We start from the raw sequence: 24,835 nt of genomic DNA on the forward strand, positions 1-24,835 counted from the left end.
GGCGATTTCGGTAAGCCGTGACCACCTGTTTCGGAACAGGCGGAAAATCGGTCACGTTGCTACCGAAATGAGCGGTCACGCGTTAGCGAAATGACCGGTCACGATCAACCGAAACGGCCGGTCACGGTGCTCCGAAATCCGCAGTAGTGTGCCGGATTCGTCGAAAATCGGCAAAAAAGCGCCGAAACAAGATTGAGTTGAGAGTTTTTACGCCTGTCATATACTCGGCCGACTCTCCCGCGCCGTATTGCCTCCTGTCATAGAGAGACAGGCCTAGGGAAAGTTCTCAAGGTTTGGTTGCAGTGCGCCAATCCAATAATAAAAAAATGAGGTATGGATTCATGACTACTCGTGAGACCGGCAACGTGAAGTGGTTCAACGACGCCAAGGGCTACGGCTTTATCCAGCGTGAAGGCGGGGCGGACGTGTTTGTCCACTATCGAGCGATCCGTGGCGAAGGCCACCGTTCCCTGACAGAAGGCCAGCAGGTGGAGTACGCCGTGGTCGAAGGCCAGAAAGGTCTGCAGGCCGAAGACGTCGTCGGCCTGTAACCCACCCGGTAGGAGCTGGCTTGCCAGCGAAGGCGTTGAAGGCCTCTTCGCCGGCAAGCCGGCTCCTACGGGTATGCGGTGGTCAGGCGGTGCGCCAGGTAATCTCTTCTTCACCGTCGGCGCTGATGCGAATCCAGCGATCGGCGGACTCTTCACCCTCTTCCTCGACCCAACTGCCCGGTGCGCAGCGCACTTCCACGTTCAAGGCGGCAAAGGCCGCGCGGGCGCAGGCAATGTCGTCATCCCACGGGGTCTGGTCGCTTTCCAGGTACAGGCTGTTCCACTTGCCCACCGCTTTGGGCAGCCAGGTCACGGGCACGTCGCCTGCGCTGCATTTGTAGGTCTGGCCCTTCTGGACCCAGTCGCTGCAAGGGCCGAGCACGGCGCCGAGCCAGGCGGCGATGGCCTTGTAGTCGACGTCGGCGTCTTTCAGGTAAATCTCGATATCGGGCTGGCGCATGGATGTCCTCATTGCCGGTCTGAAAAATCCATTCGCGGATTTCTTCGACCCCGGGCCTGTGCCCGAAGTCGTGGGTTGTAGTGGGGTTATTGCAGCACGAAGTAATCGTAGCGCATCGATACGCTGACCTCGAAAGGCTCGCTTTGCTCGATCACCGCGGCCCGGCGTTCGGCGCTGGCGCGCCAGCCGTGAGGAGTCATGGCCAGCAGGTTGGCGCGATCTTCCGGGCGTTCCAGGCACAGCTTGAACTCCAGGGTTTCGCTGTGGGCCAGGGCCATGCCTGCAGGCACCAGGGCCAGGTGCTTGTCGTCGGTGTACTCGCGCACCTCGTCGTACAGGCGTTCGCGCAGCTCCATCAGGTGGCCGCTGGTGGGGCCGACCTTCATCAGGCCGCCGCCGGGGCTCAACAGACGCTTGGCCTCCTGCCAGTCGAGGGGGCTGAAGACGCTGGCGAGAAACTGGCAACTGGCATCGGCCAGGGGGATGCGCGCCATGCTGGCGACCATCCAGGTCAGTTGCGGCGCGCGGCGGCAGGCGCGTTTCACCGCTTCCCGGGAAATATCCAGGGCGTAGCCGTCGGCGCCAGGCAGGGCCTCGGCCAGTTGCGCGGTGTAGTAACCCTCGCCACAACCGATGTCGACCCAGCGCTGGGGCGCGCGTTCCGCCGCCAGCTCGGCCAGGCGCCGGGCCACCGGGGCGTAGTGCCCGGCGTTGAGGAAGTCGCGGCGGGCCTCGACCATGGCCTGGTTGTCGCCCGGGTCACGGCTGTTCTTGTGCTGCACCGGCAGCAGGTTCAGGTAGCCCTGGCGCGCGCGGTCGAAGCGATGCCCGGCCGGGCAGACCACACCGTTGTCCACAGCGTTCAGCGGGGCGCTGCAAAGAGGACAGGCCAGCATCAGGCAAGCAACTTGACGAGCGTCTGGTAGTAGATCTCGGTCAGCACATCCAGGTCGCTGGCCAGGATCCGCTCGTTGACCTGGTGGATGGTGGCGTTGACCGGGCCCAACTCCACCACCTGGGTGCCCAGGGTGGCGATGAACCGACCGTCGGAAGTACCACCACTGGTGGACGCCTTGGTGTCGCGGCCGGTGACCTGCTTGATGCTGGCCGAAACCGCGTCCAGCAGGGCGCCGGGTTCGGTGAGGAATGGCAGGCCGGACAGGGCCCAGTCCACGTGCCAGTCCAGGCCGTGCTTGTCGAGGATCGCCGCGACCCGCTGTTGCAGGCCTTCCACGGTGGATTCGGTGGAGAAGCGGAAGTTGAACACCGCTACCAGGTCACCGGGGATTACGTTGGTGGCGCCGGTGCCGGAATTGAGGTTGGAGATCTGGAAGCTGGTGGGCGGGAAGAAGGCATTGCCGTCATCCCAGTGCTCGGCCGCCAGTTCCGCCAGGGCCGGGGCCGCCAGGTGGATCGGGTTCTTCGCCAGGTGCGGGTAGGCCACGTGGCCCTGTACCCCACGCACCGTGAGCTTGGCGCCGAGGGAGCCGCGGCGGCCGTTCTTGACCACGTCGCCCACCAGGCTGGTGCTCGAAGGCTCACCCACGATGCACCAGTCCAGGCGTTCCTTGCGTGCCGCCAGGCGCTCCACCACCGCTTTGGTGCCGTGATGCGCCGGGCCTTCTTCGTCGCTGGTGATGAGGAAGGCGACCGAGCCCTTGTGGTCCGGGTAGTCGGCGACAAAGCGCTCGGCAGCCACCACCATCGCGGCCAGGCTGCCTTTCATGTCCGCCGCGCCACGGCCGCAGAGCATGCCGTGTTCATCGATCAGGGCTTCGAACGGATCATTCTGCCAGGCCTGGACCGGCCCGGTGGGCACCACGTCGGTGTGGCCGGCGAAGCACAGCACCGGGCCTTCGTGCCGGCCATGGGTGGCCCAGAAGTTGTCCACGTCCTCGATGCGCATCGGCTCCAGCTTGAAGCCGGCATCGCCCAGGCGCTGCATCATCATTTTCTGGCAGTCGGCGTCGACCGGTGTCACCGAGGGGCGACGGATCAGGTCACAGGCAAGTTGCAGGGTCGGCGAAAGCTCGGCATGGGCCGTCATGGGGAACTCCGGTGCAAGGCAAGATCAGGCGCAGCTCTTTTCTTGTTGTAGGAGCGAGCTTGCTCGCGATGGACTCAAAAGTGGCGCAGAGCATCAGGTGCTTGCGTCATGTCTTGACATCTATCGCGAGCAAGCTCGCTCCTACAGGGAGAGCTGCGGGCTAGGCGCGCAAAATGGCGGATATCTTAAAGCAAAACGGCGGCCAGAGGCCGCCGTTTAGTGCTTTGCATCGATTTAGGCGGCTGGCGCCGGCTCGGGGTGTTCCGCAGGTTTTGGCAGCGACGAAAGGAAGGCCATGACCAGTGCCGCTACATAAGGCAGCGACTGCACCAGGAGCATGGTCACCCAGAAGCGCATGTCGTTGCTCGGCAGGCCCTGCACCAGGAAGATCCCCAGCGCCGCGCCCCACAACAGCAGCATGATGAACAGCTCTTCCCGGGCTTCCGAGATCGCCACCCAGAACCCGTGGTTGTCGGCGTTCTTCGGGGTGCGGAAGAACGGAATGCTGCTGGTGAAGAAGCCGTACAGCACCGCCTTGGCAATGGTGTGCGACAGCGCCAGGCCGGCCAGGGCCGCGCAGAACGCATCCTTGAGGTTGACCCCCACCGCCCGGCGGTAGAGGAAGATGATCTTGCCGACCTTGAACACGAACAGCGCCAGCGGCGGGATGGCGAAGATCAGCAGCGGCGGGTCGACCCGTTGCGGCACGATGATCATCGCCGCCGACCACAGCAGGGCGCCGACGGTGAAGAAGATGTTCATGCCGTCCGCGACCCACGGCAGCCACCCGGCGAGGAAGTGGTAGCGCTGGCCACGGGTCAGCTCGGTGTCCTTGCCGCGCAGCAGGCTGGCGGTGTGGCGCTTGATGATCTGGATCGCGCCATAGGCCCAGCGGAAGCGCTGTTTCTTGAAGTCGATGAAGGTGTCGGGCATCAGGCCCTTGCCGTAGCTTTCGTGGTGGTACGCCGCCGACAGGCCTTTCTCGAATACCCGCAGGCCCAGCTCGGCGTCTTCGCAGATGCACCAGTCGGCCCAGCCCAGCTCTTCCAGCACCGTGCGCCGGGTCATGGTCATGGTGCCGTGCTGGATGATCGCGTCGCGGTCGTTGCGGGTGACCATGCCGATATGGAAGAAGCCCTTGTATTCCGCGTAGCAGAGCTTCTTGAAGGTGCTTTCGTTCTGGTCGCGGTAGTCCTGGGGCGACTGCACGATGGCGATCTTCGGGTCGGCGAAGTGCGGCACCATGTGCTTGAGCCAGTTGCGGTCGACGCAGTAGTCGGAGTCGATCACCGCGATCACTTCGGCATCCTTGGCGGTGTGCGGCAGCAGGTAGTTCAGCGCGCCGCCCTTGAAACCGGCCAAGGGCGCGACGTGGAAGAACTTGAAGCGCGGCCCTAAGGTTTCGCAATAGGCCTGCACCGGTTCCCAGACCGCCGGGTCCTTGGTGTTGTTGTCGATGATCAGGACTTCGAAGTCCGGGTAATCGAGGTTGGCCAGGGCATTGAGGGTCTGTTTGACCATCTCCGGCGGCTCGTTGTAGCACGGCACGTGGATCGAGACTTTCGGCCGGTAGCTGGAGTCGCCCTCGACCGGCAGGAACTCGCGCCGGCGCTTGTGGATCCACACCGCCTCGGCCAGTTCATGGGCCTCGGTGAGCAGCACGATGAACACCCCCAGCGCACCGAGCGCGAGGAGGAAGCCCACGGTCAGGCTGAACCAGGTGCTGTATTGCTGGCTGTAGTCGTAGCCGATCCACACCAGCACCGAACCGCAGAGGAAGGCGATGAAGGTAAGGAAGGTGCGGCCACGCTGGCGCAGGGCCGAGCCGTCGATCATCAGCAGGGTCAGCGACAGCAGCGCCAGCACCACCGAACCGATGGCCAGCACTCGCCACTGCGGGATCGCTACCACCGGGCCTTCAAAGTTGAATTTCTGCTGGCGCGCGGCGTTGAACACGCCCCAGTAGGCGCCCACCGAGCCTTCGTCACTGGCCTTCCACGGCTGGTCGAAGGCTTCGATGACGAAGTAGTTGTAGCCCTGGCGATTGAGCTTGTTGACCAGGGTGCGCAGGTAGATTGCCTGGTCCGCCGGACTGGCGTCGGCACCACCGCGCATGCGGCCGTTGCTCGGCCAGCCCACTTCGGACAGCAACAGCGGCTTTTTCGGGAACATCTTCTTCAAGTCGCGGGCGCGGTCGAGGACGAACTGCCCGGCCTTGTCCATCGGGATGAATTCCCAATAGGGCAGGATGTGCGCGGCGATCAGGTCGACGTGCTTGGCCAGTTCCGGGTGTTCTTCCCAGACGTGCCACTGTTCCGAGGTGGTGACCGGGACTTTCACCGCGGCACGCACCCGGTCGAGAATCACCGACAGCTGGTCGGCGGTGATTTCCTTGCGGAAGATCGCTTCGTTGCCCACCACTACCCGCACCACGCTGCGCGAGCTGTTGGCCAGCTCGATGGCGCGCATGATTTCCCGCTCGTTGCGCTCCAGGTCCGGGCTGATCCAGATGCCCAGGGTCACGCGCAGGCCGAACTCTTCCGCCAGCTTGGGAATATCCTGCAGGCTGCCATCCACCGAGTAGGTACGGATGTTGTCCGTCAGCTTGCTCATGATCTCCAGGTCGCGACGCATTTCATCGTCGGACGGGTACTGGTCTTTCTGCGGGAACTGACCCTGCTGGAAAGGCGAGTAGGAAAAGCCGGAGATCTGTTCCGGCCAGTCGGGGGCCGATACCGGGCGATTGATCAGCGCCCAGAAGCCGGTGAACAGCGCGGCAATGGCCAGCACTATCACCAGGTTGAGTCCAAATTTACGCGATGACATAGCTATTTCGGGTTCCAAAAAGTGTGGAACGAGGGAAGGGTTGGCAGGCGCCAAACGGCGGGCATCCTACACCGGCCCTCAACTGAGCGTACAGCGCACAGAGGAAAGCCGGACCTTAGGCACTGTAATTGGGTTTAAGTTCTTTACTTGTAGCTGGCGGCTTAAAACTTGTCGCTTCCAGGCCCTATAATGCGCGCCGGTTTTTTAGGTGATGGTCATGAGTACAGAAGATCCACGGTTCGCCGGTGTCGCCCGTTTGTATGGCATTGAAGGCCTGGAACGGCTGCGGGCAGCCCATGTGGCGATCGTCGGGGTCGGCGGCGTCGGTTCCTGGGCGGCGGAAGCCATCGCCCGTTGCGGTGTCGGCGAGATCTCGCTGTTCGACCTCGACGACGTCTGCGTCAGCAACAGCAACCGTCAGTTGCACGCCCTGGACAGCACCGTGGGCAAGCCCAAGGTCGAGGTCATGGCCGAGCGCCTGCGCGGCATCAACCCGGACTGTCGCGTGCATGCGGTGGCGGACTTCGTCACCCGCGAAACCATGGCCGAATACATCACCCCGAACATCGACTGCGTGATCGACTGCATCGACAGCGTCAACGCCAAGGCGGCGCTGATCGCCTGGTGCAAGCGGCGCAAGATCCAGATCATCACCACCGGCGGCGCCGGCGGGCAGATCGACCCGACGCTGATCCAGGTCTGCGACCTGAACCGCACCTTCAATGACCCGCTGGCCTCCAAGGTGCGGTCCACCTTGCGCCGCGACTATGGCTTCTCGCGCACCGTGACCCGCCATTACAGCGTGCCCTGCGTGTTTTCCACCGAGCAACTGCGCTACCCGAAGCCGGACGGCAGCATCTGCCTGCAGAAGAGCTTTGTTGGTGATGGGGTCAAGCTCGACTGCGCTGGCGGCTTTGGCGCGGTGATGATGGTGACCGCGACCTTCGGCATGGTGGCGGCGACCAAGGCGGTGGACAAGCTCGTTGCCGGCGTGCGCCGCCCGTCCGAACGCAGCAAGCCCGCTGCATAAGGTCGGCTTGCACAGCCGCGAGCTGTTGTAGGAGCTGGCTTGCCAGCGAAAGGGACCCAGGGGGCGATGCTCGGTTTGAGGCCCAGTTCGCCGGCAAGCCGGCTCCTACGGTAGGGCGCAGAGGGTGGCCGGCTCCTATAGAGCCAGTTCGCCCATGCGCTGCAGTACCGCGTTCAAGCCGTTGCTGCGCGACGGCGAGAGCTGGCGCGACAGGCCCAACTGGTTGAACCAGTCCGCCAGGTCCACCTCGCGCAATTGCTGCGCCGTCAGGCCGTTGACCCGGGCCAGCAGCAAGGCCACCAGGCCGCGAATCAGCCGTGCGTCGCTGGCGGCGGCAAATTGCCAATGACCGTTTTCCAGGCTCGCCACCAGCCAGACCTGGCTTTCGCAGCCGTGCACCCGGTTGGCTTCGACCTTGTCCGCGTCATCGAGTGCCGTCAGGCGCTCGCCCCATTGCATCAGCAGGCGCGCCCGCTGCTCCCAGCCGGCAGCGCCCTGGAACACCTCCAGGGCGGTGATGGCATCCGGCGGCAGGCTCATCGCAGCAACTCCAGGGCCTGATCCAGGGCCTCGAAGAAGCGCTCCAGGTCTTCGGAGTCGTTGTACAGCGCCAACGACACCCGGATCGCTCCGGCCAGCCCAAGGCTTTTCATCAGCGGCATGGCGCAGTGATGCCCGGCGCGCACGGCAATGCCCTGTTCGGTCAGCAGGTGGGCCAGGTCGGCGTTGTGCACGCCGTCGACGACGAAACTGACCAGAGCCAGTTGCGGCGTGCCCAGCAGGCGGATGCCGTTGCGTGCCTGCAAGCCCTGCAACAGATAGGCATGCAGCGCGGCTTCGTGCGCGGCCACTGCCGGCTGATCCAGGCCTGAGAGGTAATCCAGGGTCGCGCCCAGGCCGATGACCCCGGCAATCGGCGGAGTGCCGGCCTCGAAGCCCAGCGGCGCCGGGCGGAAACTCGCGTGTTGGTAGTCGGCGTTCTGGACCATCTCGCCTCCAAACTGCCAGTGGCGCAGGCCCTTGAGCGCCTCGTGGCGGCCAAAGAGCACGCCGACCCCGTCCGGGCCGTAGAGTTTGTGGCTGGAGAACACATAGAAGTCGCAGCCCAGGGCCTGTACGTCATGGCGGCCGTGAACCACGCCCTGGGCGCCGTCGATCACGGTCAGTGCGTCGTGGGCCTTGGCCATGGCCAGCAGTGGACTCAGGGGCTGCCAGGCACCGAGCACGTTGGACAGCTGGCTCAGCGCCAGCAGTCGGGTTCGCGGGCCGATCAGGTGGCTGGCCGCCTGGATATCGATCATGCCGTCGGCATCCAGCGGCAGGACGATCAGCTTGAGTTGGCGACGTTCGGCCAGTTGCTGCCAGGGCAGCAGGTTGGCGTGGTGTTCCAAGGCGCTGATGACGATTTCATCGCCCGCTGTGAATTGGTGTTCCAGGCCGTAGGCCAGGAGGTTCAACGCGGAAGTGGCGCCGTGGGTGAAGACGATCTGCCCGCTGTCACCGGTGTTCAGCCATTGCCCGACCTTGCTGCGGCTGTCCTCGAAGGCCTGGGTGGCGTGGGCGCCGGGCAGGTGCTGCGCGCGATGCACATTGGCCGCGCCATTGGCGTAGTAGTGAGCCAGGGCGTCCAGCAGGGCTTGGGGTTTTTGCGTGGTGGCGGCGTTGTCCAGGTACGTCTGGTCCTGGCGTTGCAGGGCAGCGATAGCCGGGAAGTCGGCGCGCCAGGGGGAGGGTACAAGCATGGTGGCGGAACTCGTTTGAACAGGCCGGGCGCCGATGATAAGCGCCCGGCCGGTTCCAGTGAAACCGAATCGCTGCTTAGTTGTGAGCGTGCAGCGCTTCGTTCAGCTCGATAGCCGACTTGTGGGTCTTGCACTCCACGGCGCCGGTTTCCGAGTTGCGGCGGAACAGCAGGTCCGGCTGGCCGGCCAGTTCCCGGGCCTTGAGCACCTTGACCAGTTGGTTGTTCTCGTCCAGCAGCGCCACCTTGGTGCCGGCGGTCACGTACAGGCCCGACTCCACGGTGTTGCGGTCGCCCAATGGAATGCCGATACCGGCGTTGGCGCCGATCAGGCAGCCTTCGCCGACCTTGATCACGATGTTGCCGCCGCCCGACAGGGTGCCCATGGTGGAGCAGCCGCCGCCCAGGTCCGAACCCTTGCCGACGAATACGCCAGCCGACACGCGGCCTTCGATCATGCCCGGGCCTTCGGTGCCGGCGTTGAAGTTGACGAAGCCTTCGTGCATCACGGTGGTGCCTTCGCCGATGTAGGCGCCCAGGCGGATCCGCGCGCTGTCAGCGATACGCACACCGCTCGGCACCACGTAGTCGGTCATTTTCGGGAACTTGTCCACCGAGAACACTTCCAGCAGCTCGCCGCGCAGGCGGGCTTCCAGTTGACGCTCGGCCAGCTCGCCGAGGTCGATCGCACCCTGGCTGGTCCAGGCCACGTTCGGCAGCAGCGGGAACACGCCGGCCAGGCTCAGGCCGTGTGGCTTGACCAGGCGGTGGGACAGCAGGTGCAGCTTCAGGTAGGCCTCTGGGGTGGAGGTCAGCTGGGCGTCTTCGGCCAGCAGGGTCGCCACCAGCGGCTTGTGGCTCTCGGCCAGGCGAGTCAGCAGGGCAGCCTGGGTGGCGTCGATGCTTTTCAGGGCATCGGCCATTTGTGCGGCCTGGGCGTTGGTGAAGGTGATGGCCTGGTTGCCTTCGCTGTAGCCGAGGATCGGTGCTACCGCGGCAACGATTTCAGCCGCGGGATTGAGCAGTGGCGACGCGTAAAACACTTCCAGCCAAGCGCCTTGGCGGTTCTGGGTGCCGACACCGAAGGCCAGGCTGAACAGGGTAGTGGACATGCAGTTACCTCTTGCGAAATTGAGTGAGCAGGCTTACTTGAGCGCCGCTGCGTAAAGGTCTGGCTTGAAGCCAATCAGGGTCTTGTCTCCGAGATCGAGCACCGGGCGCTTGATCATCGAAGGTTGCGCGAGCATCAGTTCAACGGCTTTCGCCTGGTCGAGATCGGCTTTGCTTTCGTCATCGAGTTTGCGAAAGGTCGTGCCCGCGCGGTTCAACACCACCTGCCAACCGTGCTCGTCGCACCACTGATTCAGGTGCTCACGGTCAATGCCGGAGGTTTTGTAGTCATGGAAGTCATAGCTGACAGCGTGTTCATCGAGCCAGGTGCGCGCCTTTTTCATGGTGTCACAGGCTTTGATGCCGAAAAGGTGCAACGTTTTGCTTGAAGCGGTCAAGGAATTGCCCCCTTTGGAGATGCTGGAGATCAAAGGTCACGGATTATGCCACGACCGCACCGATTCGGCGTCGGCTGGCGCGGGGCTTTGTCGCATTGTGTTTCCGTGCCTTTGCGCCGTTGCGACTTTTGTGCAGCGGCGTGACAGCAGCTTAAGCGGCTAATATGGCGCTTCTGCGGTGAATTCCTGCCGCTGTCGCGTGTCTGCTTTGAAGTTTCAGATCGGGAAACCCGCTTTATGCAATCCGCCTACACCGTCCTCATCCTGCTGATGCTGGTGAGCCTTTCGCGTCTTGTCGGGCGGGTCATTCCCCTGCCGCTGCCCCTGGTGCAGATCGCCGCCGGCGCCTTGCTGGCCTGGCCGACCCTGGGTTTGCACGTGACCCTGGACCCGGAGCTGTTCCTCTTCCTGTTTCTGCCGCCACTGCTGTTTTCCGATGGCTGGCGCATGCCCAAGCGCGAATTCTGGCGCTTGCGCGGGCCGATCCTGACCCTGGCGGTGGGGTTGGTGCTGTTCACCGTGGTCGGCGCCGGCTATTTCATTCACTGGCTGTTGCCGAGCATTCCCCTGCCGGTGGCCTTCGCCCTGGCGGCGGTGCTGTCGCCCACCGACGCTGTGGCGGTGTCGGCGATTTCCCAGAACCGCCTGCCGACCCCGCTGATGCATATGCTCCAGGGCGAGGCCCTGATGAATGACGCCTCGGGCTTGGTGACCTTCAAGTTCGCCTTGGTGGCGGCCGTGACCGGGGTGTTTTCCCTGGCCAATGCCAGCCTGACCTTTGTCCTGGTGGCGGTGGGCGGACTGGCGGTCGGCGTAGCCCTGAGCTGGCTGGTCGGGCGCCTGCGCGCCTGGATGATCGCCCGCGGCTGGGACGACCCGGCAACCCACGTGGTGTTCATGCTGCTGTTGCCGTTCGCCGCTTATGTGCTGGCCGAGCGCCTGGGGGCTTCGGGCATCCTTTCCGCCGTGGCGGCGGGGATGATGCAGAGCTGGCTCGACCTGTTGCCACGCCAGACCAGCACCCGACTGCTCAATCGCAGCGTCTGGTCGTTGTTGGAGTTTGCCTTCAACGGCTTGATTTTCCTGCTCTTGGGACTGCAGCTGCCGGACATCATCAAGGCCGTGGTCAGCCATGAGACTTCGCTCTGGCCAACCCTGTTCTATCGCTGCCTGGATGTGCTGGCGATCTTCCTGGTGCTGTTGGTATTGCGCTTTATCTGGGTGCAGAGCATCTGGCGCCTGTCCGGGCTGTTGCGGCGCTGGCGTGGCAAGGGGGAACTGACCCTGGTGCCCACCGCGCGCTCCTGCTGGCTGCTGACAGTGGGCGGGGTGCGTGGGGCGGTGACCCTGGCCGGTGTGATGTCGGTGCCTTTGTTCCTGGGCGCGGGGGAGGCCTTCCCCGAACGTGATCTGCTGATCTTTATCGCTGCCGGGGTGATCCTTTTGTCCCTGGTAGCGGCCTGCATTGCCCTGCCGCTGCTGCTGCGTGGGATTGTGAAGAGCCCCGACGACAAGCGCCGCGGCGAAGTTCGCGATGCCTGGCGCAAGACTGCCGAGGCGGCGATCCATGCCCTGGAAGCCGAGGAAGTGGCGGAAACCAATGAGTCGCCCGATGCGGCCCAGGCAGCACTGGCCACTGAGCTCAAGGGGCGCTTGATGGCCGAGTACCGGCATCAGTTGGAGGTCTATAACGATTCCGCCGAGGCCCAGGCCCTGGCGTTGCAGATGGACTTGCTGGAGCGCCGCCTGCGGCTCAAGGCCCTGCGCGCGCAACGGCTGGAACTGTACCGCCTGAGCCGGCATCACCAGATCGGTGATGATGTGCTGCGAGAGGTGTTGGCGGACCTGGATTTGAGCGAGGCGAATCTGGGGGTGGTGAAGTGAACGAATGAAGCTTTCGTCGGCAAGCCGACTCCTACAAGGAGGGTGTAGGAGCCGGCTTGCCGGCGAAGGGGTTTAAGCGCGGCGCAGAATGAAGTCGCGAATCCGCTCGGCGGCTTCCACGCATTCCGCCAGCGGAGCGACCAGTGCCATGCGCACTCGCCCGGCACCCGGGTTGGTGCCGTCCACGTCCCGGGACAGGTAGGAGCCCGGCACCACGGTCACGTGTTCCTGTTCGAACAGGGCGCGACAGAAGGCGGCGTCATCCCCGGCCACGTTCGGCCACAGGTAGAAGCTGCCGTCCGGACGCTGCACGTCGAGCACCGGCGCGAGGATCGCCAGTACCGCATCGAACTTCTCGCGGTACAGGGCGCGGTTGGCGCGCACGTGCACTTCGTCGTTCCAGGCGGCGACGCTGGCCAGTTGGGTCTGCACCGGCATGGCGCAGCCGTGGTAGGTGCGGTACAGCAGGAAGCCCTTGAGAATATCGGCGTCGCCGGCCACGAAACCGGAGCGCAGGCCCGGCAGGTTGGAACGCTTGGACAGGCTGTGGAACACCACGCAGCGCTTGAAGTCTTTGCGGCCCAGTTCGACGCAGGCGGCGAGCAGCCCCGGCGGCGGGGTCTGTTCGTCGAAGTACAGCTCGCTGTAGCACTCGTCGGCGGCGATCACGAAGTCGTGTTCGTCAGCCAGGGCGATCAGCTTTTTCAGGGTATCCAGCGGGATCAGCGCGCCGGTGGGGTTGCCCGGGGAGCACAGGAAGAGGATCTGGCAGCGCTGCCAGATTTCGGCCGGCACGGCGTCGAAGTCCGGGTTGAAGCCATTTTCATCCAGGCACGGCAGGTAGTGCGGCTTGGCCCCGGCGAGGAAGGCTGCGCCTTCGTAGATCTGATAGAAGGGGTTGGGGCTGACCACCAGGGCGTCGTCACCGCGGTTGACCACGGTCTGGGTGAAGGCGAACAGGGCTTCGCGGGTGCCGTTGACCGGTAATACGTTGCGTGCCGGGTCGATCCAGCCGCTTGGCACGCCGAAGCGTCGTTCGCACCAGGCGCCAATCGCTTCGCGCAGGGCCGGTATACCCAGGGTGGTGGGGTACACCGCCATCTGATCGAGGTTGCTGGCCAGGGCTTCGGCGACAAAGCTCGGCGAACGGTGTTTGGGTTCGCCGATGGACAGGGCGATCGGACGCTTGTCCGGGTTGGGCGTCACGGTGCCAAGCAGGGCCCGCAGCTTTTCGAACGGGTAAGGCTGCAACTGGTTCAGAGCGTTGTTCATCGGTGCGGTATCTCACTCAAGGCGGCAATTCAGTCCTGTCAGATGCTCAGGCGGGTCATTTCGATAGTCGGTTCGTGGCTGACACTCAACTGCTCGACGATCGCATCCTGCAGGCGGCTGCACAGTTGGGGGTCGGAAAGGGGCTGATTGTGCGCGTCGGTGATGAAAAACACGTCTTCCACGCGCTCCCCCAGGGTGGCGATCTTGGCGTTCTGCAGCGACAGGTCGAACTCCAGGAAGATCTTGCCGATTCGCGCCAGCAGGCCAGGGCGATCCGGGGCGCTGAGCTCCAGCACGGTCACCGGACGCTGGGCGTCGTTGTGGATGGTCACCTCGGGCTCGAAGGCAAAATGCTTGAGCTGGCGCGGCACCCGACGCTGGATGATGGTCGGGTAATCGTCGGGGTTGCGCAGGGCGTCGGTCAGGCCCTTGCGGATCTGTTCGACCCGCTGCGGGTTGTTGCCGATGGACTCGCCGTCGTTGTCCAGGACGATGTAGGTGTCGAGGGTGAACTGGCTGCTGGAGGTGATGATGCGCGCGTCATGGATGTTCAGGTTGAGCTGGTCCATGGCGGCCACGGTCACCGCAAAGAAGTCGTGCTGGTCCGGGGCGTAGATGAATATCTGGGTGCCGCCCTCGAATTCGCGCTGGGTGATTTCCTTGATCAGTACCAGTGGCCCGCCGTCGGCCGGCTGCTGGAGGATCGCATCGCTGTGCCAGGCCACGTCGCCGGCGGTATGGCGCAGGAAGTAGTCGTCGCCCAGTTGCGACCAGAGTTGCTCCACTTCGTCCGGGTCGGTGCCGTTGCGCACCAGGATGTCCAGGGCGGCGCTCTGGGTCTGGCGGATCTGCTCTTCGCGGTCCACCGGGTTTTCCAGGCCGCGGCGCAGGGCACGCTTGGTTTCGGTGTACAGCTGGCGCAACAGGCTGGCGCGCCAGGAGTTCCAGAGCGTCGGGTTGGTGGCGTAGATGTCGGCGACCGTGAGTACGTAGAGGTAGTCGAGGCGGGTCTGGTCGACCACGGTCTGGGCAAAATCGTGGATCACCTGCGGGTCGGACAGGTCCTTGCGCTGGGCGGTGGTGGACATCACCAGGTGGTTCTGCACCAGCCAGACGATCAGCCGGGTGTCCCACAGAGGCAGTTGATGGCGGACGCAGAAGGCTTCGGCATCCACCGCGCCGATCTCTGAGTGGTCGCCGTGGCGGCCCTTGCCGATGTCGTGGTACAGGCCGGCCAGGTAGATCAGCTCGGGCTTGGGCAGCTTGCCCATGAGCTTGCTGGCCAGGGGGAATTTCTCGGAGATCGGCGTGTACTGCATCTTGCGCAGGTGCTTGATCAGATTCAGCGTGTGCGCGTCCACGGTATAGATGTGGAACAGGTCATGCTGCATCTGTCCGACGATGAAGCCGAACTCCGGCAGGTAGCGCCCGAGGATGCCGTAGCGGTTCATCCGCCGCAGGTTGCGGTGGATGCCGATCTCGCACTTGAACAGCTCGATGAACAGGCTGGTGTTGCGGATGTCGTGGCGGAAGTCGTCATCGATCAGGTGCCGGTGTTCACGCAGCAGGCGGATGGTGTCGGCGCGCACGCCTTTGATCTCCGGGTGCTGGGCCATCAGCACGAAGATTTCCAGCATGGCGAACGGCGTGCGCTTGAACACGTTGTCGTTGATCGCCTCGATATAGCCGTCATGCAGCTGGAAGCGGGCGTTGATCGGCTGCGGCGGGGCTTCGTCCTCGGGGGCGAGGATCACCTCTTCGAAGTGCTGGATGATCAGGTCGCTCAACTGGGCGATGCTCATCACCACCCGGTAGTACTGCTGCATGAAGCTTTCTATCGACTGCTTGACGTCTTCACCGCTGAAACCCAGCAGCTCGGCGATGGAGCGCTGGTGATCCAGCAGCAGGCGGTCCTCGGCACGCCCGGCGAGCATGTGCAGGGCGTAGCGGACCTTCCACAGGAATTCCTGGGATGACGCCAGCAGGGCGTTCTCGCTTTCCACCAGGAAGCCTTCGCCGGCCAGGGCCCGCAGGTTGAGGGTGCCGTACTGGCGCCGGGCGACCCAGAGAATGGTCTGGATATCCCGCAGGCCGCCGGGGGAGCCTTTGACGTTGGGCTCCAGGTTGTATTCGGTGTCGTTGTACTTGTGGTGGCGGGCCTTTTGTTCGGCGCGCTTGGCCAGGAAGAAGTCCTTGCTCGGCCACATGTGCGCGGTGCTGGTGACGTCCAGCATGCGTTGGCGCAGGTGCTCGGGGCCGGCGATGGTGCGGCTTTCCATCAGGTTGGTGATCACCGTCAGGTCGGCCCGGGCTTCCTCGGCGCATTCGTCCACCGAGCGCACGCTCTGTCCGACTTCCAGGCCAATGTCCCAGAGCAGGGTGAGGAAGCGCTCGATGGAGTCGCGAAAGATCTCGTGATCGGCGCTGTCCAGAAGGATCAGCAGGTCGATGTCGGAGTAGGGGTGAAGCTCGCCGCGGCCGTAGCCGCCGACTGCCACCAGGGCGATGTCGGCGTCTTCACTCCAGTTGAACTGGTCCCAGGCCTTTTGCAGGATGTTGTCGATGAACCAGGCGCGGTCTTCGATCAGCCGGCGGATTTCCCGTCCGCTGCGAAAGCGGTTGTCCAGCACTTCCCGTGCCTGGCGGATGGCTTTCTTGAAGGCGGCGATGGGGCTGGCCTTCAGCGCCAGTTCCGCCTGGAACTGGCCGCGGTCGAAGAGTTCGGGATCCACCTGCGGCATCGATTGGCTTTCCTTTCTATCTATAAGGTCGGGACGCGGCGTTGTCGGTCAGGCAGATACCCGGGGAATGGTGTCGTCGCTGCGCAGGGTGAAGATTTCGTAGCCGGTCTCGGTGACCAGCAGGGTGTGTTCCCACTGCGCCGAGAGCTTGCGGTCCTTGGTGATGGCGGTCCAGCCATCGCCCAGCACCTTGGTGTCGGCCTTGCCCTGGTTGATCATCGGCTCGATGGTGAAGGTCATGCCGGCCTTGAGTTCCATGCCGGTGCCGGCGCGGCCGTAGTGCAGGATCTGTGGCTCTTCGTGGAACACCTTGCCGATGCCGTGGCCGCAGAATTCGCGTACGACCGAAAAGCCGTTCTTTTCCGCGTGCTTCTGGATCACTTCGCCGATGTCGCCCAGGCGGCAGCCCGGCTTCACCAGTTCGATGGCCTTGTACATGCATTCCTGGGTGATCTGCGACAGGCGCTCGGCCCAGACCGGCACGTTGCCGACGTGGAACATGCGGCTGGTGTCGCCGTGGTAGCCGTCCTTGATGACGGTCACGTCGATGTTCAGGGTGTCGCCATCCTTCAGCGGCTTCTCGTTGGGGATGCCGTGGCACACCACGTGGTTGATCGAGGTGCAGATGGACTTGGGGAAGCCCTTGTAGTTCAGCGGGGCCGGGATGGCGCCCTGCACGTTGACGATGTAGTCGTGGCAGATGCGGTCCAGTTCTTCGGTGGTGACACCGGGTTTGACATGCTCGGCAATCATCTCCAGCACTTCGGCGGCCAGTTTGCCGGCGACACGCATTTTGGCGATGTCCTCGGGGGTTTTGAGGGTGACGGTCATACAGGCTCTCTTGACGCTCAGTGGCGCGATAAACACGGAATGGCTTGAAAACCTGCCCCGGCAAGGCTGGAGCCGGGAGGGGCTAGGTGAGGTTTTCGGAAGCCGCAAAGGTGCGATTCTAACAGACGCTCAGCGCAAATCTGAGGTTCTGCTGGCGCTTGTCTGCATACAATGGCGCATTCTGGGCCGATTCCAACTACAGGGCAAAAACTCCAAGGATCGGCGGATGTGAATCCGGGTTCCGTTTTGGCCCTTGCTGTGGTATAAAATGCGCCGCTTTCCGGGGATGCCCCGAAAAGCCCAAACCCACACACGTGTCGACACGATGACCTGGGTGCCCTCAGCACATGCTGTTGGTTGGTCATTGGGATACGTGGAGGCCTAACCCGACTTATTAAGGAACTATCATGTCCCAAGTCAACATGCGCGATATGCTGAAGGCCGGTGTGCACTTCGGTCACCAAACCCGTTACTGGAATCCGAAAATGGGCAAGTACATTTTCGGCGCGCGCAACAAGATTCACATCATCAACCTTGAAAAAACCCTGCCTATGTTCAACGAAGCTCTGACTTTCGTAGAGCGTCTGGCCCAGGGCAAAAACAAGATTCTGTTCGTCGGCACCAAGCGTTCCGCTGGCAAGATCGTTGCTGAAGAAGCAGCACGTTGCGGTTCGCCGTACGTCGATCACCGCTGGTTGGGCGGCATGCTGACCAACTACAAAACCATCCGTGCTTCCATCAAGCGTCTGCGTGACCTTGAAGTGCAGGCAGAAGACGGCACTTTCGCCAAGCTGACCAAGAAAGAGGCGCTGATGCGCACTCGCGATCTGGAAAAGCTGGATCGTTCCCTGGGTGGTATCAAGGACATGGGCGGCCTGCCTGACGCACTGTTCGTGATCGACGTCGACCACGAGCGCATCGCGATCACCGAAGCCAACAAGCTGGGCATCCCGGTCATCGGCGTTGTCGATACCAACAGCAGCCCGGAAGGCGTTGACTACATCATCCCAGGCAACGATGACGCCATTCGCGCCATCCAGCTGTACATGGGTTCGATGGCTGATGCTGTGATCCGTGGTCGCAACAACGTTGCTGGCGGCACCGAAGTGTTCGAAGAAGCTGCAGCACCGGCGGCTGAAGCCTGAGTAACTGACGCTTAGCGTTTACTCAGCACGCAAAAAGGGGGCTTGGCCCCCTTTTTGCCAACTCGAAAATCATTTCGTCGTTGCGCCCCGACAGATTCTGTAATCCGGGGCTGTTATGAAATGAATTCGGGGCAGCGCCCAAGAATTGAACGCCCGTTCGATCGGGTGGAATGGTTGAAAACCTATCCAAGAGGATTTTGAAAATGGCAGAGATTACTGCAGCGTTGGTCAAAGAACTGCGCGAGCGTACCGGCGAAGGCATGATGGATTGCAAAAAGGCCTTGACCAAGGCCGGCGGCGACATCGAAAAAGCCATTGATGACATGCGTGCTTCCGGCGCCATCAAGGCTGCCAAGAAAGCAGGCAACGTGGCTGCTGAAGGCGCCATCGCCATCAAGGACGACGGCAAAGCCGCTGTCCTGCTGGAAGTGAACTCGCAGACCGACTTCCTGGCTCTGCAGGATGACTTCAAGGCATTCGTTGCTGCCAGCGTTGAAAAAGCCTTCGCTGACAAGCTGACCGACGCTGCTCCGCTGATCGAAGCTCAAGAAGCTGACCGTCTGATCCTGGTTGGCAAGACTGGCGAGAACGTCAACATCCGTCGTCTGGCCCGCGTTGAAGGTGACGTGGTCGGTACTTACCTGCACGGTAACAAGATCGGTGTTGCGGTTGTCCTGAAGGGCGGTTCCGTTGATCTGGCCAAAGACATCGCCATGCACGTAGCGGCAAGCAACCCTGAGTTCCTGCTGCCTTCGCAAGTTTCCGCCGAAGCCATCGAGCGCGAAAAGGCTGTGTTCCTGCAGCTGAACGAAGACAAGATGAAAGGCAAGCCAGCTGAAATCGTCGAGAAGATGATCGCCGGCCGTATCAGCAAGTTCCTGGCTGAAGCCAGCCTGGTTGAGCAAGCCTTCGTCAAGGATCCAGAAGTCACCGTAGGTGCTCTGGCCAAGAAAGGCGGCGCTGAAATCGTTTCCTTCACTCGTTTCGCCGTAGGCGAAGGCATCGAGAAGAAAGAAGACAACTTCGCTGAAGAAGTAGCTGCACAGCTGGCTGCTGCCAAGCAACAGTAAGACGGTTTTTTAACTGTCGCCCAGAAGAGGCTGCCCGCTCACGCGCGCAGCCTCTTTTCAAATGGGCAGGGCAATTTTGTTGTTTTACCTCGGAACCGGTTTACAAAGTCGTGTTCTGATGGCGCTGTGACAGCGTCAAGCTAGAGTGAACGCAGGCTGAAAACAGCCCGCAAAGAATTTTTAAAATACGCCGCAGGAGAGATTCGCAATGGCTCAGCAGGGCAGTGGTTATCAAGCTCGCTATAAACGCATTCTACTCAAGCTTAGCGGCGAGGCCCTGATGGGCTCGGAAGAGTTCGGGATCGATCCCAAGGTGCTGGATCGCATGGCGCTGGAAGTCGGCCAGCTGGTCGGCATCGGCGTCCAGGTAGGCTTGGTGATCGGTGGTGGCAACCTGTTTCGTGGCGCCGCATTGAGCGCGGCCGGGATGGATCGGGTCACGGGCGACCACATGGGCATGCTGGCCACTGTGATGAACGCCCTGGCCATGCGCGACGCGCTGGAACGTGCGAATATCTCGGCCATCGTGATGTCCGCCATTTCGATGGTGGGCGTGACCGATCACTATGACCGTCGCAAGGCCATGCGCCACCTGAACTCCAAAGAGGTGGTGATTTTCGCGGCCGGCACCGGCAACCCGTTCTTCACTACCGACTCCGCAGCCTGCCTGCGCGCCATCGAGATCGATGCCGATGTCGTGCTCAAGGCAACCAAGGTCGACGGTGTTTACACTGCAGACCCGTTCAAGGACCCGCATGCCGAGAAGTTCGATCATCTGACTTACGATGAAGTGCTGGATCGCAAGCTGGGAGTGATGGACCTGACGGCCATCTGCCTGTGCCGCGACCACAAGATGCCGCTGCGGGTATTCAACATGAACAAGCCCGGCGCCCTGCTGAATATCGTGCATGGTGGCGCTGAAGGAACCCTGATCGAGGAAGGCGAACAATGATCAACGAAATCAAGAAAGACGCCCAGGAGCGCATGAAAAAGTCCCTGGAATCGCTGGCGCACGCATTCGGCCAGATCCGTACCGGCAAGGCTCACCCCAGCATCCTGGGCAGCGTGATGGTGCCTTACTACGGTACCGACACGCCGTTGAGCGGCGTTGCCAACGTGACTGTGAAGGACTCCCAGACCCTGCAGGTGGTGCCGTTCGAGCGCAACATGCTTGGTGCCATCGACAAGGCCATTGGTAGTGCCGGTCTTAACCTCAATCCGACCAATCTGGGCGAGCTGCTGCTGATCAAGATGGCGCCGCTGACCGAGGAAACCCGCAAGGGCTTCACCAAGCAGGCGCGTGCTGCGGCCGAAGATGCGCGGGTTGCTGTGCGCAATATCCGCCGCGATGCCCTGGGCGAGTTGAAGAAGCTGACCAAGGACAAGGAAATCAGCGAAGACGAAGAGCGTCGTGGCAGCGCTGAAATCGATAAGCTGATCAAGGACTTTGAAGCTCAGATCGCCAAGGCGACTGAGGAAAAAGAAAAGGACTTGATGGCCGTTTAAGGGTCAGGCGTTTTCATGGAAAAGACCAAGCAGTCCGTGTTGTCCTCGGTGCCGCGCCATGTCGCGATCATCATGGACGGAAATAACCGCTGGGCAAAAAAACGCTTCATGCCGGGTGTTGCCGGGCATAAGGCGGGTGTCGATGCGGTGCGCGCAGTGATCGAAGTGTGCGCTGAGGCCAAGGTCGAGGTGTTGACCCTGTTTGCCTTTTCCAGTGAAAACTGGCAGCGCCCGGCTGATGAAGTCAGCGCCTTGATGGATCTGTTCTTCAAGGCGTTGCGTCGTGAGGCCAAGCGCCTCAACGAAAACAACATCAGCTTGCGGATCATTGGCGATCGTTCGCGCTTCCATCCCGAGTTGCAGGCGGCGATGCGCGAGGCGGAGGCCATTACCGCCGGTCCTGATCGTTTCATCCTGCAGATTGCCGCCAACTATGGCGGGCAGTGGGACATCGCTCAGGCTGCCCAGCGCCTGGCGCGAGAGGTTCAGGCCGGTCATCTGCGGCCCGAGGACATCACCCCAGGCCTGTTGCAGACCTGCCTGGCAACCGGCGACCTGCCATTGCCGGACTTGTGCATCCGTACCGGTGGCGAGCATCGCATCAGTAACTTCCTGTTGTGGCAACTGGCCTATGCCGAGTTGTATTTCTCCGACCTGTTCTGGCCGGACTTCAAACACGAAGCCATGCGCAATGCGCTGGCCGATTACGCATCTCGCCAGCGCCGCTTCGGTAAGACGAGCGAGCAGGTCGAGGCTGGAGCCCGGGTTTAATGCTTAAACAACGAATCATTACTGCACTGATCCTGCTGCCGATCGCTTTGTGCGGGTTTTTCCTGCTGGAGGGTTCGGGGTTTGCCCTGTTCATCGGCCTGGTGGTGAGCCTGGGAGCCTGGGAGTGGGCGCGCCTGGCCGGATTTGAAGCGCAGCCGGCTCGGGTCGCCTTTGCCTTGGTGGTGGCAGCGATGTTGCTGCTCATGCACCTGGTTCCCGGCGTTGCCCCCTGGGTGCTGGGCGCGGCGGTGCTGTGGTGGGCGGTGGCGACGTTCCTGGTGCTGACTTACCCGCGCACCAGCGAGCAATGGTCGGGAGCCGCACCCAAGCTGCTGATCGGTCTGTTGATCCTGTTGCCGGCCTGGCAGGGCCTGGTGTTCATCAAGCAGCTGCCGCTGGGTAACTGGTTGATCATGTCGGTCATGGTGCTGGTATGGGGTGCGGACATTGGCGCCTATTTTTCCGGCAAGGCTTTCGGCAAGCGCAAGCTGGCGCCCCAGGTCAGTCCTGGCAAGAGCTGGGAAGGGGTGTATGGCGGCCTGGCCTTGAGCCTGGTGATCACTGCCGTGGTTGGGCTGGTGCGTGACTGGAGTGTCGGGCAGATCCTGCTGGGGCTGCTGGGAGCGGCCATCGTGGTGTTCATTTCCGTGGTCGGTGATCTGACCGAGAGCATGTTCAAGCGTCAGTCGGGCATCAAGGACAGCAGTAACCTGTTGCCGGGTCATGGTGGCGTGCTCGATCGTATCGACAGCCTGACGGCGGCTATCCCGGTGTTTGCTGTGCTGCTGTGGATGGCCGGGCTGTGAGTGCTGTCCAGCAGGTAACGGTTCTGGGGGCAACGGGCTCCATTGGGCTGAGCACCTTGGATGTCATTGCCCGTCATCCGGATCGCTACCAGGTGTTTGCCCTTACCGGGTTCAGTCGTCTGGCCGAGTTGCTGGCCTTGTGCATTCGTCACGTGCCGCGCTTTGCGGTGGTGCCGGAGGTGGCTGCCGCCAGTCGTTTGCAGGAAGAGCTGCGGGCTGCCGGTTTGTCGACTCGGGTTCTGGTGGGTGAGCAAGGTTTGTGTGATGTCGCGTCGGCGCCCGAGGTCGATGCGGTGATGGCGGCGATCGTCGGGGCGGCCGGTTTCCGTCCGACCCTGGCGGCCGTCGAGGCCGGCAAGAAAATTCTGCTGGCCAACAAGGAAGCCTTGGTGATGTCCGGCGCACTGTTCATGCAGGCGGTGGGCAAGAGTGGTTCGGTGCTGCTGCCCATCGACAGCGAACACAATGCGATCTTCCAGTGCATGCCAGCCGACTTCTCTCGGGGGTTGGGGGCAATCGGGGTGCGCCGGATTCTACTGACGGCCTCGGGCGGTCCGTTCCGTCAGACGCCGCTGGCCGAGCTTGAGCGTGTCTCGCCCGAGCAGGCTTGTGCCCATCCGAACTGGTCCATGGGGCGCAAGATCTCCGTGGATTCGGCGAGCATGATGAACAAGGGCTTGGAGCTGATCGAGGCCTGCTGGTTGTTCGATGCCAAGCCTTCGCAGGTTGAAGTAGTAGTGCATCCTCAGAGCGTGATCCACTCCCTGGTGGATTATGTCGACGGTTCGGTGCTGGCGCAGTTGGGTAATCCTGATATGCGCACGCCCATCGCCAATGCCCTGGCCTGGCCGGAGCGTATCGACTCCGGTGTTGCGCCGCTGGATCTGTTTGCGATTGCCCGCCTGGACTTCGAAGCACCCGACGAGCAGCGGTTTCCTTGCCTGCGATTGGCGCGTCAGGCTGCCGAGGCGGGTGGCAGTGCGCCGGCGATGCTCAATGCGGCCAACGAAGTGGCGGTTTCGGCGTTTCTCGAACGGCGCATCCGTTACCCGGAAATCGCGAGTATCATCGACGAAGTTTTAGTCCGTGAACCTGTAGTCGCAGTCAATGAGCTTGATGCGGTGTTTGCGGCGGACGCCAAGGCCCGGAGCCTGGCGGAACAATGGTTGCAGCGTAACGGGCGATAGGATGCGCGACCGCGCGAGTGGCGGCGAACAGGATTGCGGAGAAAGTAGATGAGCGCGCTCTATATGATTGTCGGCACCCTGGTAGCCCTGGGCGTGCTGGTCACCTTCCACGAATTCGGTCACTTTTGGGTCGCGCGCCGCTGTGGCGTCAAGGTGCTGCGCTTTTCCGTGGGCTTTGGCATGCCACTGCTGCGCTGGCACGATCGTCGTGGCACCGAGTTCGTGATCGCCGCCATTCCGCTGGGCGGCTACGTGAAAATGCTCGATGAGCGTGAAGGCGAAGTGGCCGTCGAGGAGCTGGATCAATCCTTCAATCGCAAATCGGTTCGCCAGCGCATCGCTATTGTGGCCGCGGGGCCGATTGCCAACTTCCTCCTGGCGCTGGTGTTCTTCTGGGGCCTGGCGATGCTGGGCAGCCAGCAAGTGCGTCCGGTTATCGGTGATGTCGAGGCGGGCAGTATCGCGGCGCAGGCAGGTCTTGCCGCCGGTCAGGAAATCATCGCCATCGATGGTGAGCCGACCACGGGCTGGGCAGCGGTCAACCTGCAACTGGTGCGTCGTTTGGGTGAAAGTGGCGCCTTGCAGGTGTTGGTGCGCGAGCAGGGCGCGACTGCGGAGTCGCCTCGTCAGCTGGTACTGGACAAGTGGCTCAAGGGGGCCGATGAGCCGGACCCTATCCGCTCCCTGGGGATTCGCCCATGGCGGCCGGCTTTGCCGCCGGTGCTGGCGGAGCTGGACCCGAAAGGCCCGGCCCAGGCGGCTGGCCTGAAAAGCGGTGATCGTCTGTTGGCCCTCGATGGGCAGCCGCTCAATGACTGGCAGCAGGTGGTCGATTGGGTGCGGATGCATCCTGGCAGCAAGATTGTGCTGCAGGTGGAGCGCGATGGTGCTCAGGTCGAGATCCCGGTGACGTTGGCCAGTCGTGGTGAAAGCAAGGCACCCAGCGGTTATCTTGGCGCCGGGGTGAAGGCGGTAGACTGGCCGCCGGAGATGCTTCGCGAGGTCAGTTATGGCCCGCTTGAGGCCATTGGCGAAGGGGCCCGGCGGACCTGGACCATGAGCGTCCTGACCCTAGAATCACTGAAGAAAATGTTGTTCGGCGAGCTCTCGGTAAAAAACTTGAGTGGACCGATAACCATTGCTAAAGTGGCGGGCGCTTCTGCCCAGTCGGGCATTGCTGATTTCTTGAATTTCCTTGCTTATCTGAGTATTAGCCTGGGTGTTCTGAATTTGTTGCCCATCCCGGTACTGGATGGGGGGCATTTGTTGTTCTATCTGATCGAGTGGGCGCGTGGTCGTCCCTTGTCGGATCGGGTGCAAGGTTGGGGGATACAGATCGGTATCAGCTTGGTGGTCGGAGTCATGCTGCTTGCTCTGGTCAACGATCTGGGTCGTCTGTAACGCTTCGCTGAATTGCGAATCTGCCGCATTTTGCGGCAGTTTGTTTATTGCCAGTTGG

At 62.5% G+C, this 24,835-nt stretch carries 22 protein-coding genes; 11 read left to right on the plus strand and 11 right to left on the minus strand.

The window, feature by feature from the left end; genetic code table 11:
• The first annotated feature begins 341 nt into the window (after positions 1–341).
• Positions 342–551, plus strand: coding sequence for a cold-shock protein (locus BLV47_RS29360; RefSeq protein WP_011059510.1), 210 nt, complete (start codon positions 342–344; stop codon positions 549–551).
• Positions 552–633: 82 nt separating this feature from the next.
• Here BLV47_RS29360 and BLV47_RS29365 read toward each other — a convergent pair whose 3' ends face one another.
• The 4 genes from BLV47_RS29365 to BLV47_RS29380 form a co-directional block, all read right to left on the minus strand.
• Positions 634–1,011 carry a hypothetical protein gene (locus BLV47_RS29365; RefSeq protein WP_092320004.1) on the minus strand — a complete coding sequence of 126 codons (378 nt, stop codon included), beginning with the start codon at positions 1,009–1,011 and terminating at the stop codon, positions 634–636.
• Positions 1,012–1,097: 86 nt separating this feature from the next.
• On the minus strand, positions 1,098–1,907 hold the full coding sequence (locus BLV47_RS29370; protein ID WP_092320006.1) for a putative RNA methyltransferase: 810 nt from the start codon (positions 1,905–1,907) through the stop codon (positions 1,098–1,100).
• Positions 1,907–3,058 carry a succinyl-diaminopimelate desuccinylase gene (gene dapE, locus BLV47_RS29375; RefSeq protein WP_092320008.1) on the minus strand — a complete coding sequence of 384 codons (1,152 nt, stop codon included), beginning with the start codon at positions 3,056–3,058 and terminating at the stop codon, positions 1,907–1,909. Before dapE ends, BLV47_RS29370 begins: the two co-directional genes overlap by 1 nt.
• 234 nt (positions 3,059–3,292) lie before the next feature.
• Entirely contained in the window at positions 3,293–5,884 is a 2,592-nt protein-coding gene (locus tag BLV47_RS29380; RefSeq protein ID WP_092320010.1) for a glycosyltransferase, read from the minus strand.
• A 211-nt stretch (positions 5,885–6,095) separates the two neighbouring features.
• Here BLV47_RS29380 and tcdA point away from each other — a divergent pair, with 211 nt between their 5' ends.
• The gene (gene tcdA / locus BLV47_RS29385; RefSeq protein ID WP_092320013.1) at positions 6,096–6,914 is read left to right on the plus strand and encodes a tRNA cyclic N6-threonylcarbamoyladenosine(37) synthase TcdA; all 819 of its coding nucleotides are present in this window, start codon (positions 6,096–6,098) and stop codon (positions 6,912–6,914) included.
• 135 nt (positions 6,915–7,049) lie between these two features.
• On the opposite strand, the gene BLV47_RS29390 is transcribed toward tcdA, so the two are convergent.
• From BLV47_RS29390 to BLV47_RS29405, 4 genes are all read right to left on the minus strand, one after another.
• Positions 7,050–7,454: a SufE family protein gene (locus BLV47_RS29390; RefSeq protein ID WP_092320015.1), complete on the minus strand. Its 405-nt coding sequence runs from the start codon at positions 7,452–7,454 to the stop codon at positions 7,050–7,052.
• Entirely contained in the window at positions 7,451–8,656 is a 1,206-nt protein-coding gene (locus BLV47_RS29395; RefSeq protein ID WP_092320017.1) for an aminotransferase class V-fold PLP-dependent enzyme, read from the minus strand. The genes BLV47_RS29390 and BLV47_RS29395 overlap by 4 nt, the downstream gene beginning before the upstream one ends.
• Positions 8,657–8,732: 76 nt before the next feature.
• Complete coding sequence (dapD, locus tag BLV47_RS29400) at positions 8,733–9,767, minus strand: 2,3,4,5-tetrahydropyridine-2,6-dicarboxylate N-succinyltransferase (protein ID WP_092320019.1); 1,035 nt, start codon at positions 9,765–9,767, stop codon at positions 8,733–8,735.
• 33 nt (positions 9,768–9,800) lie between these two features.
• Complete coding sequence (locus BLV47_RS29405) at positions 9,801–10,163, minus strand: ArsC family reductase (RefSeq protein ID WP_011059519.1); 363 nt, start codon at positions 10,161–10,163, stop codon at positions 9,801–9,803.
• 237 nt (positions 10,164–10,400) lie between these two features.
• On the opposite strand from BLV47_RS29405, the gene BLV47_RS29410 reads away from it, so the two are divergent.
• Positions 10,401–12,047: a Na+/H+ antiporter gene (locus tag BLV47_RS29410; RefSeq protein WP_092320021.1), complete on the plus strand. Its 1,647-nt coding sequence runs from the start codon at positions 10,401–10,403 to the stop codon at positions 12,045–12,047.
• Between the two features lie 72 nt (positions 12,048–12,119).
• Here the strand turns inward: BLV47_RS29410 and dapC are convergent, their stop codons facing one another.
• The 3 genes from dapC to map are packed head-to-tail and all read right to left on the minus strand — an operon-like array spanning position 12,120 to position 16,891.
• On the minus strand, positions 12,120–13,319 hold the full coding sequence (gene dapC / locus BLV47_RS29415) for a succinyldiaminopimelate transaminase (RefSeq protein WP_092320023.1): 1,200 nt from the start codon (positions 13,317–13,319) through the stop codon (positions 12,120–12,122).
• A gap of 38 nt (positions 13,320–13,357) precedes the next feature.
• Positions 13,358–16,060, minus strand: a complete 2,703-nt coding sequence (locus tag BLV47_RS29420; RefSeq protein WP_092320025.1) for a [protein-PII] uridylyltransferase — start codon at positions 16,058–16,060, stop codon at positions 13,358–13,360.
• A 48-nt stretch (positions 16,061–16,108) separates the two neighbouring features.
• Entirely contained in the window at positions 16,109–16,891 is a 783-nt protein-coding gene (gene map / locus BLV47_RS29425; protein ID WP_047302039.1) for a type I methionyl aminopeptidase, read from the minus strand.
• A gap of 407 nt (positions 16,892–17,298) precedes the next feature.
• Here map and rpsB point away from each other — a divergent pair, with 407 nt between their 5' ends.
• The 8 genes from rpsB to rseP all read left to right on the plus strand — a co-directional run bounded on the left by rpsB (position 17,299) and on the right by rseP (position 24,777).
• Entirely contained in the window at positions 17,299–18,036 is a 738-nt protein-coding gene (rpsB, locus tag BLV47_RS29430) for a 30S ribosomal protein S2 (RefSeq protein ID WP_011059524.1), read from the plus strand.
• 203 nt (positions 18,037–18,239) lie between these two features.
• Positions 18,240–19,106, plus strand: coding sequence for a translation elongation factor Ts (tsf, locus tag BLV47_RS29435; RefSeq protein WP_092320027.1), 867 nt, complete (start codon positions 18,240–18,242; stop codon positions 19,104–19,106).
• A gap of 208 nt (positions 19,107–19,314) precedes the next feature.
• Positions 19,315–20,058, plus strand: coding sequence for a UMP kinase (pyrH, locus tag BLV47_RS29440; RefSeq protein ID WP_011059526.1), 744 nt, complete (start codon positions 19,315–19,317; stop codon positions 20,056–20,058).
• Positions 20,055–20,612: a ribosome recycling factor gene (gene frr / locus BLV47_RS29445; protein WP_011059527.1), complete on the plus strand. Its 558-nt coding sequence runs from the start codon at positions 20,055–20,057 to the stop codon at positions 20,610–20,612. The genes pyrH and frr overlap by 4 nt, the downstream gene beginning before the upstream one ends.
• Positions 20,613–20,627: 15 nt before the next feature.
• Positions 20,628–21,383, plus strand: coding sequence for a polyprenyl diphosphate synthase (uppS, locus tag BLV47_RS29450; protein WP_047302041.1), 756 nt, complete (start codon positions 20,628–20,630; stop codon positions 21,381–21,383).
• On the plus strand, positions 21,383–22,189 hold the full coding sequence (locus BLV47_RS29455; protein ID WP_092320029.1) for a phosphatidate cytidylyltransferase: 807 nt from the start codon (positions 21,383–21,385) through the stop codon (positions 22,187–22,189). Before uppS ends, BLV47_RS29455 begins: the two co-directional genes overlap by 1 nt.
• A complete protein-coding gene (gene ispC, locus BLV47_RS29460) occupies positions 22,186–23,376 on the plus strand; it encodes a 1-deoxy-D-xylulose-5-phosphate reductoisomerase (protein ID WP_092320031.1) in 1,191 nt (396 codons plus the stop codon). Before BLV47_RS29455 ends, ispC begins: the two co-directional genes overlap by 4 nt.
• A gap of 48 nt (positions 23,377–23,424) precedes the next feature.
• On the plus strand, positions 23,425–24,777 hold the full coding sequence (rseP, locus tag BLV47_RS29465; RefSeq protein ID WP_092320033.1) for a sigma E protease regulator RseP: 1,353 nt from the start codon (positions 23,425–23,427) through the stop codon (positions 24,775–24,777).
• The last annotated feature ends 58 nt before the right edge of the window (positions 24,778–24,835 follow it).

It is taken from the genome of Pseudomonas saponiphila, assembly GCF_900105185.1.
Lineage (GTDB): Bacteria > Pseudomonadota > Gammaproteobacteria > Pseudomonadales > Pseudomonadaceae > Aquipseudomonas > Aquipseudomonas saponiphila.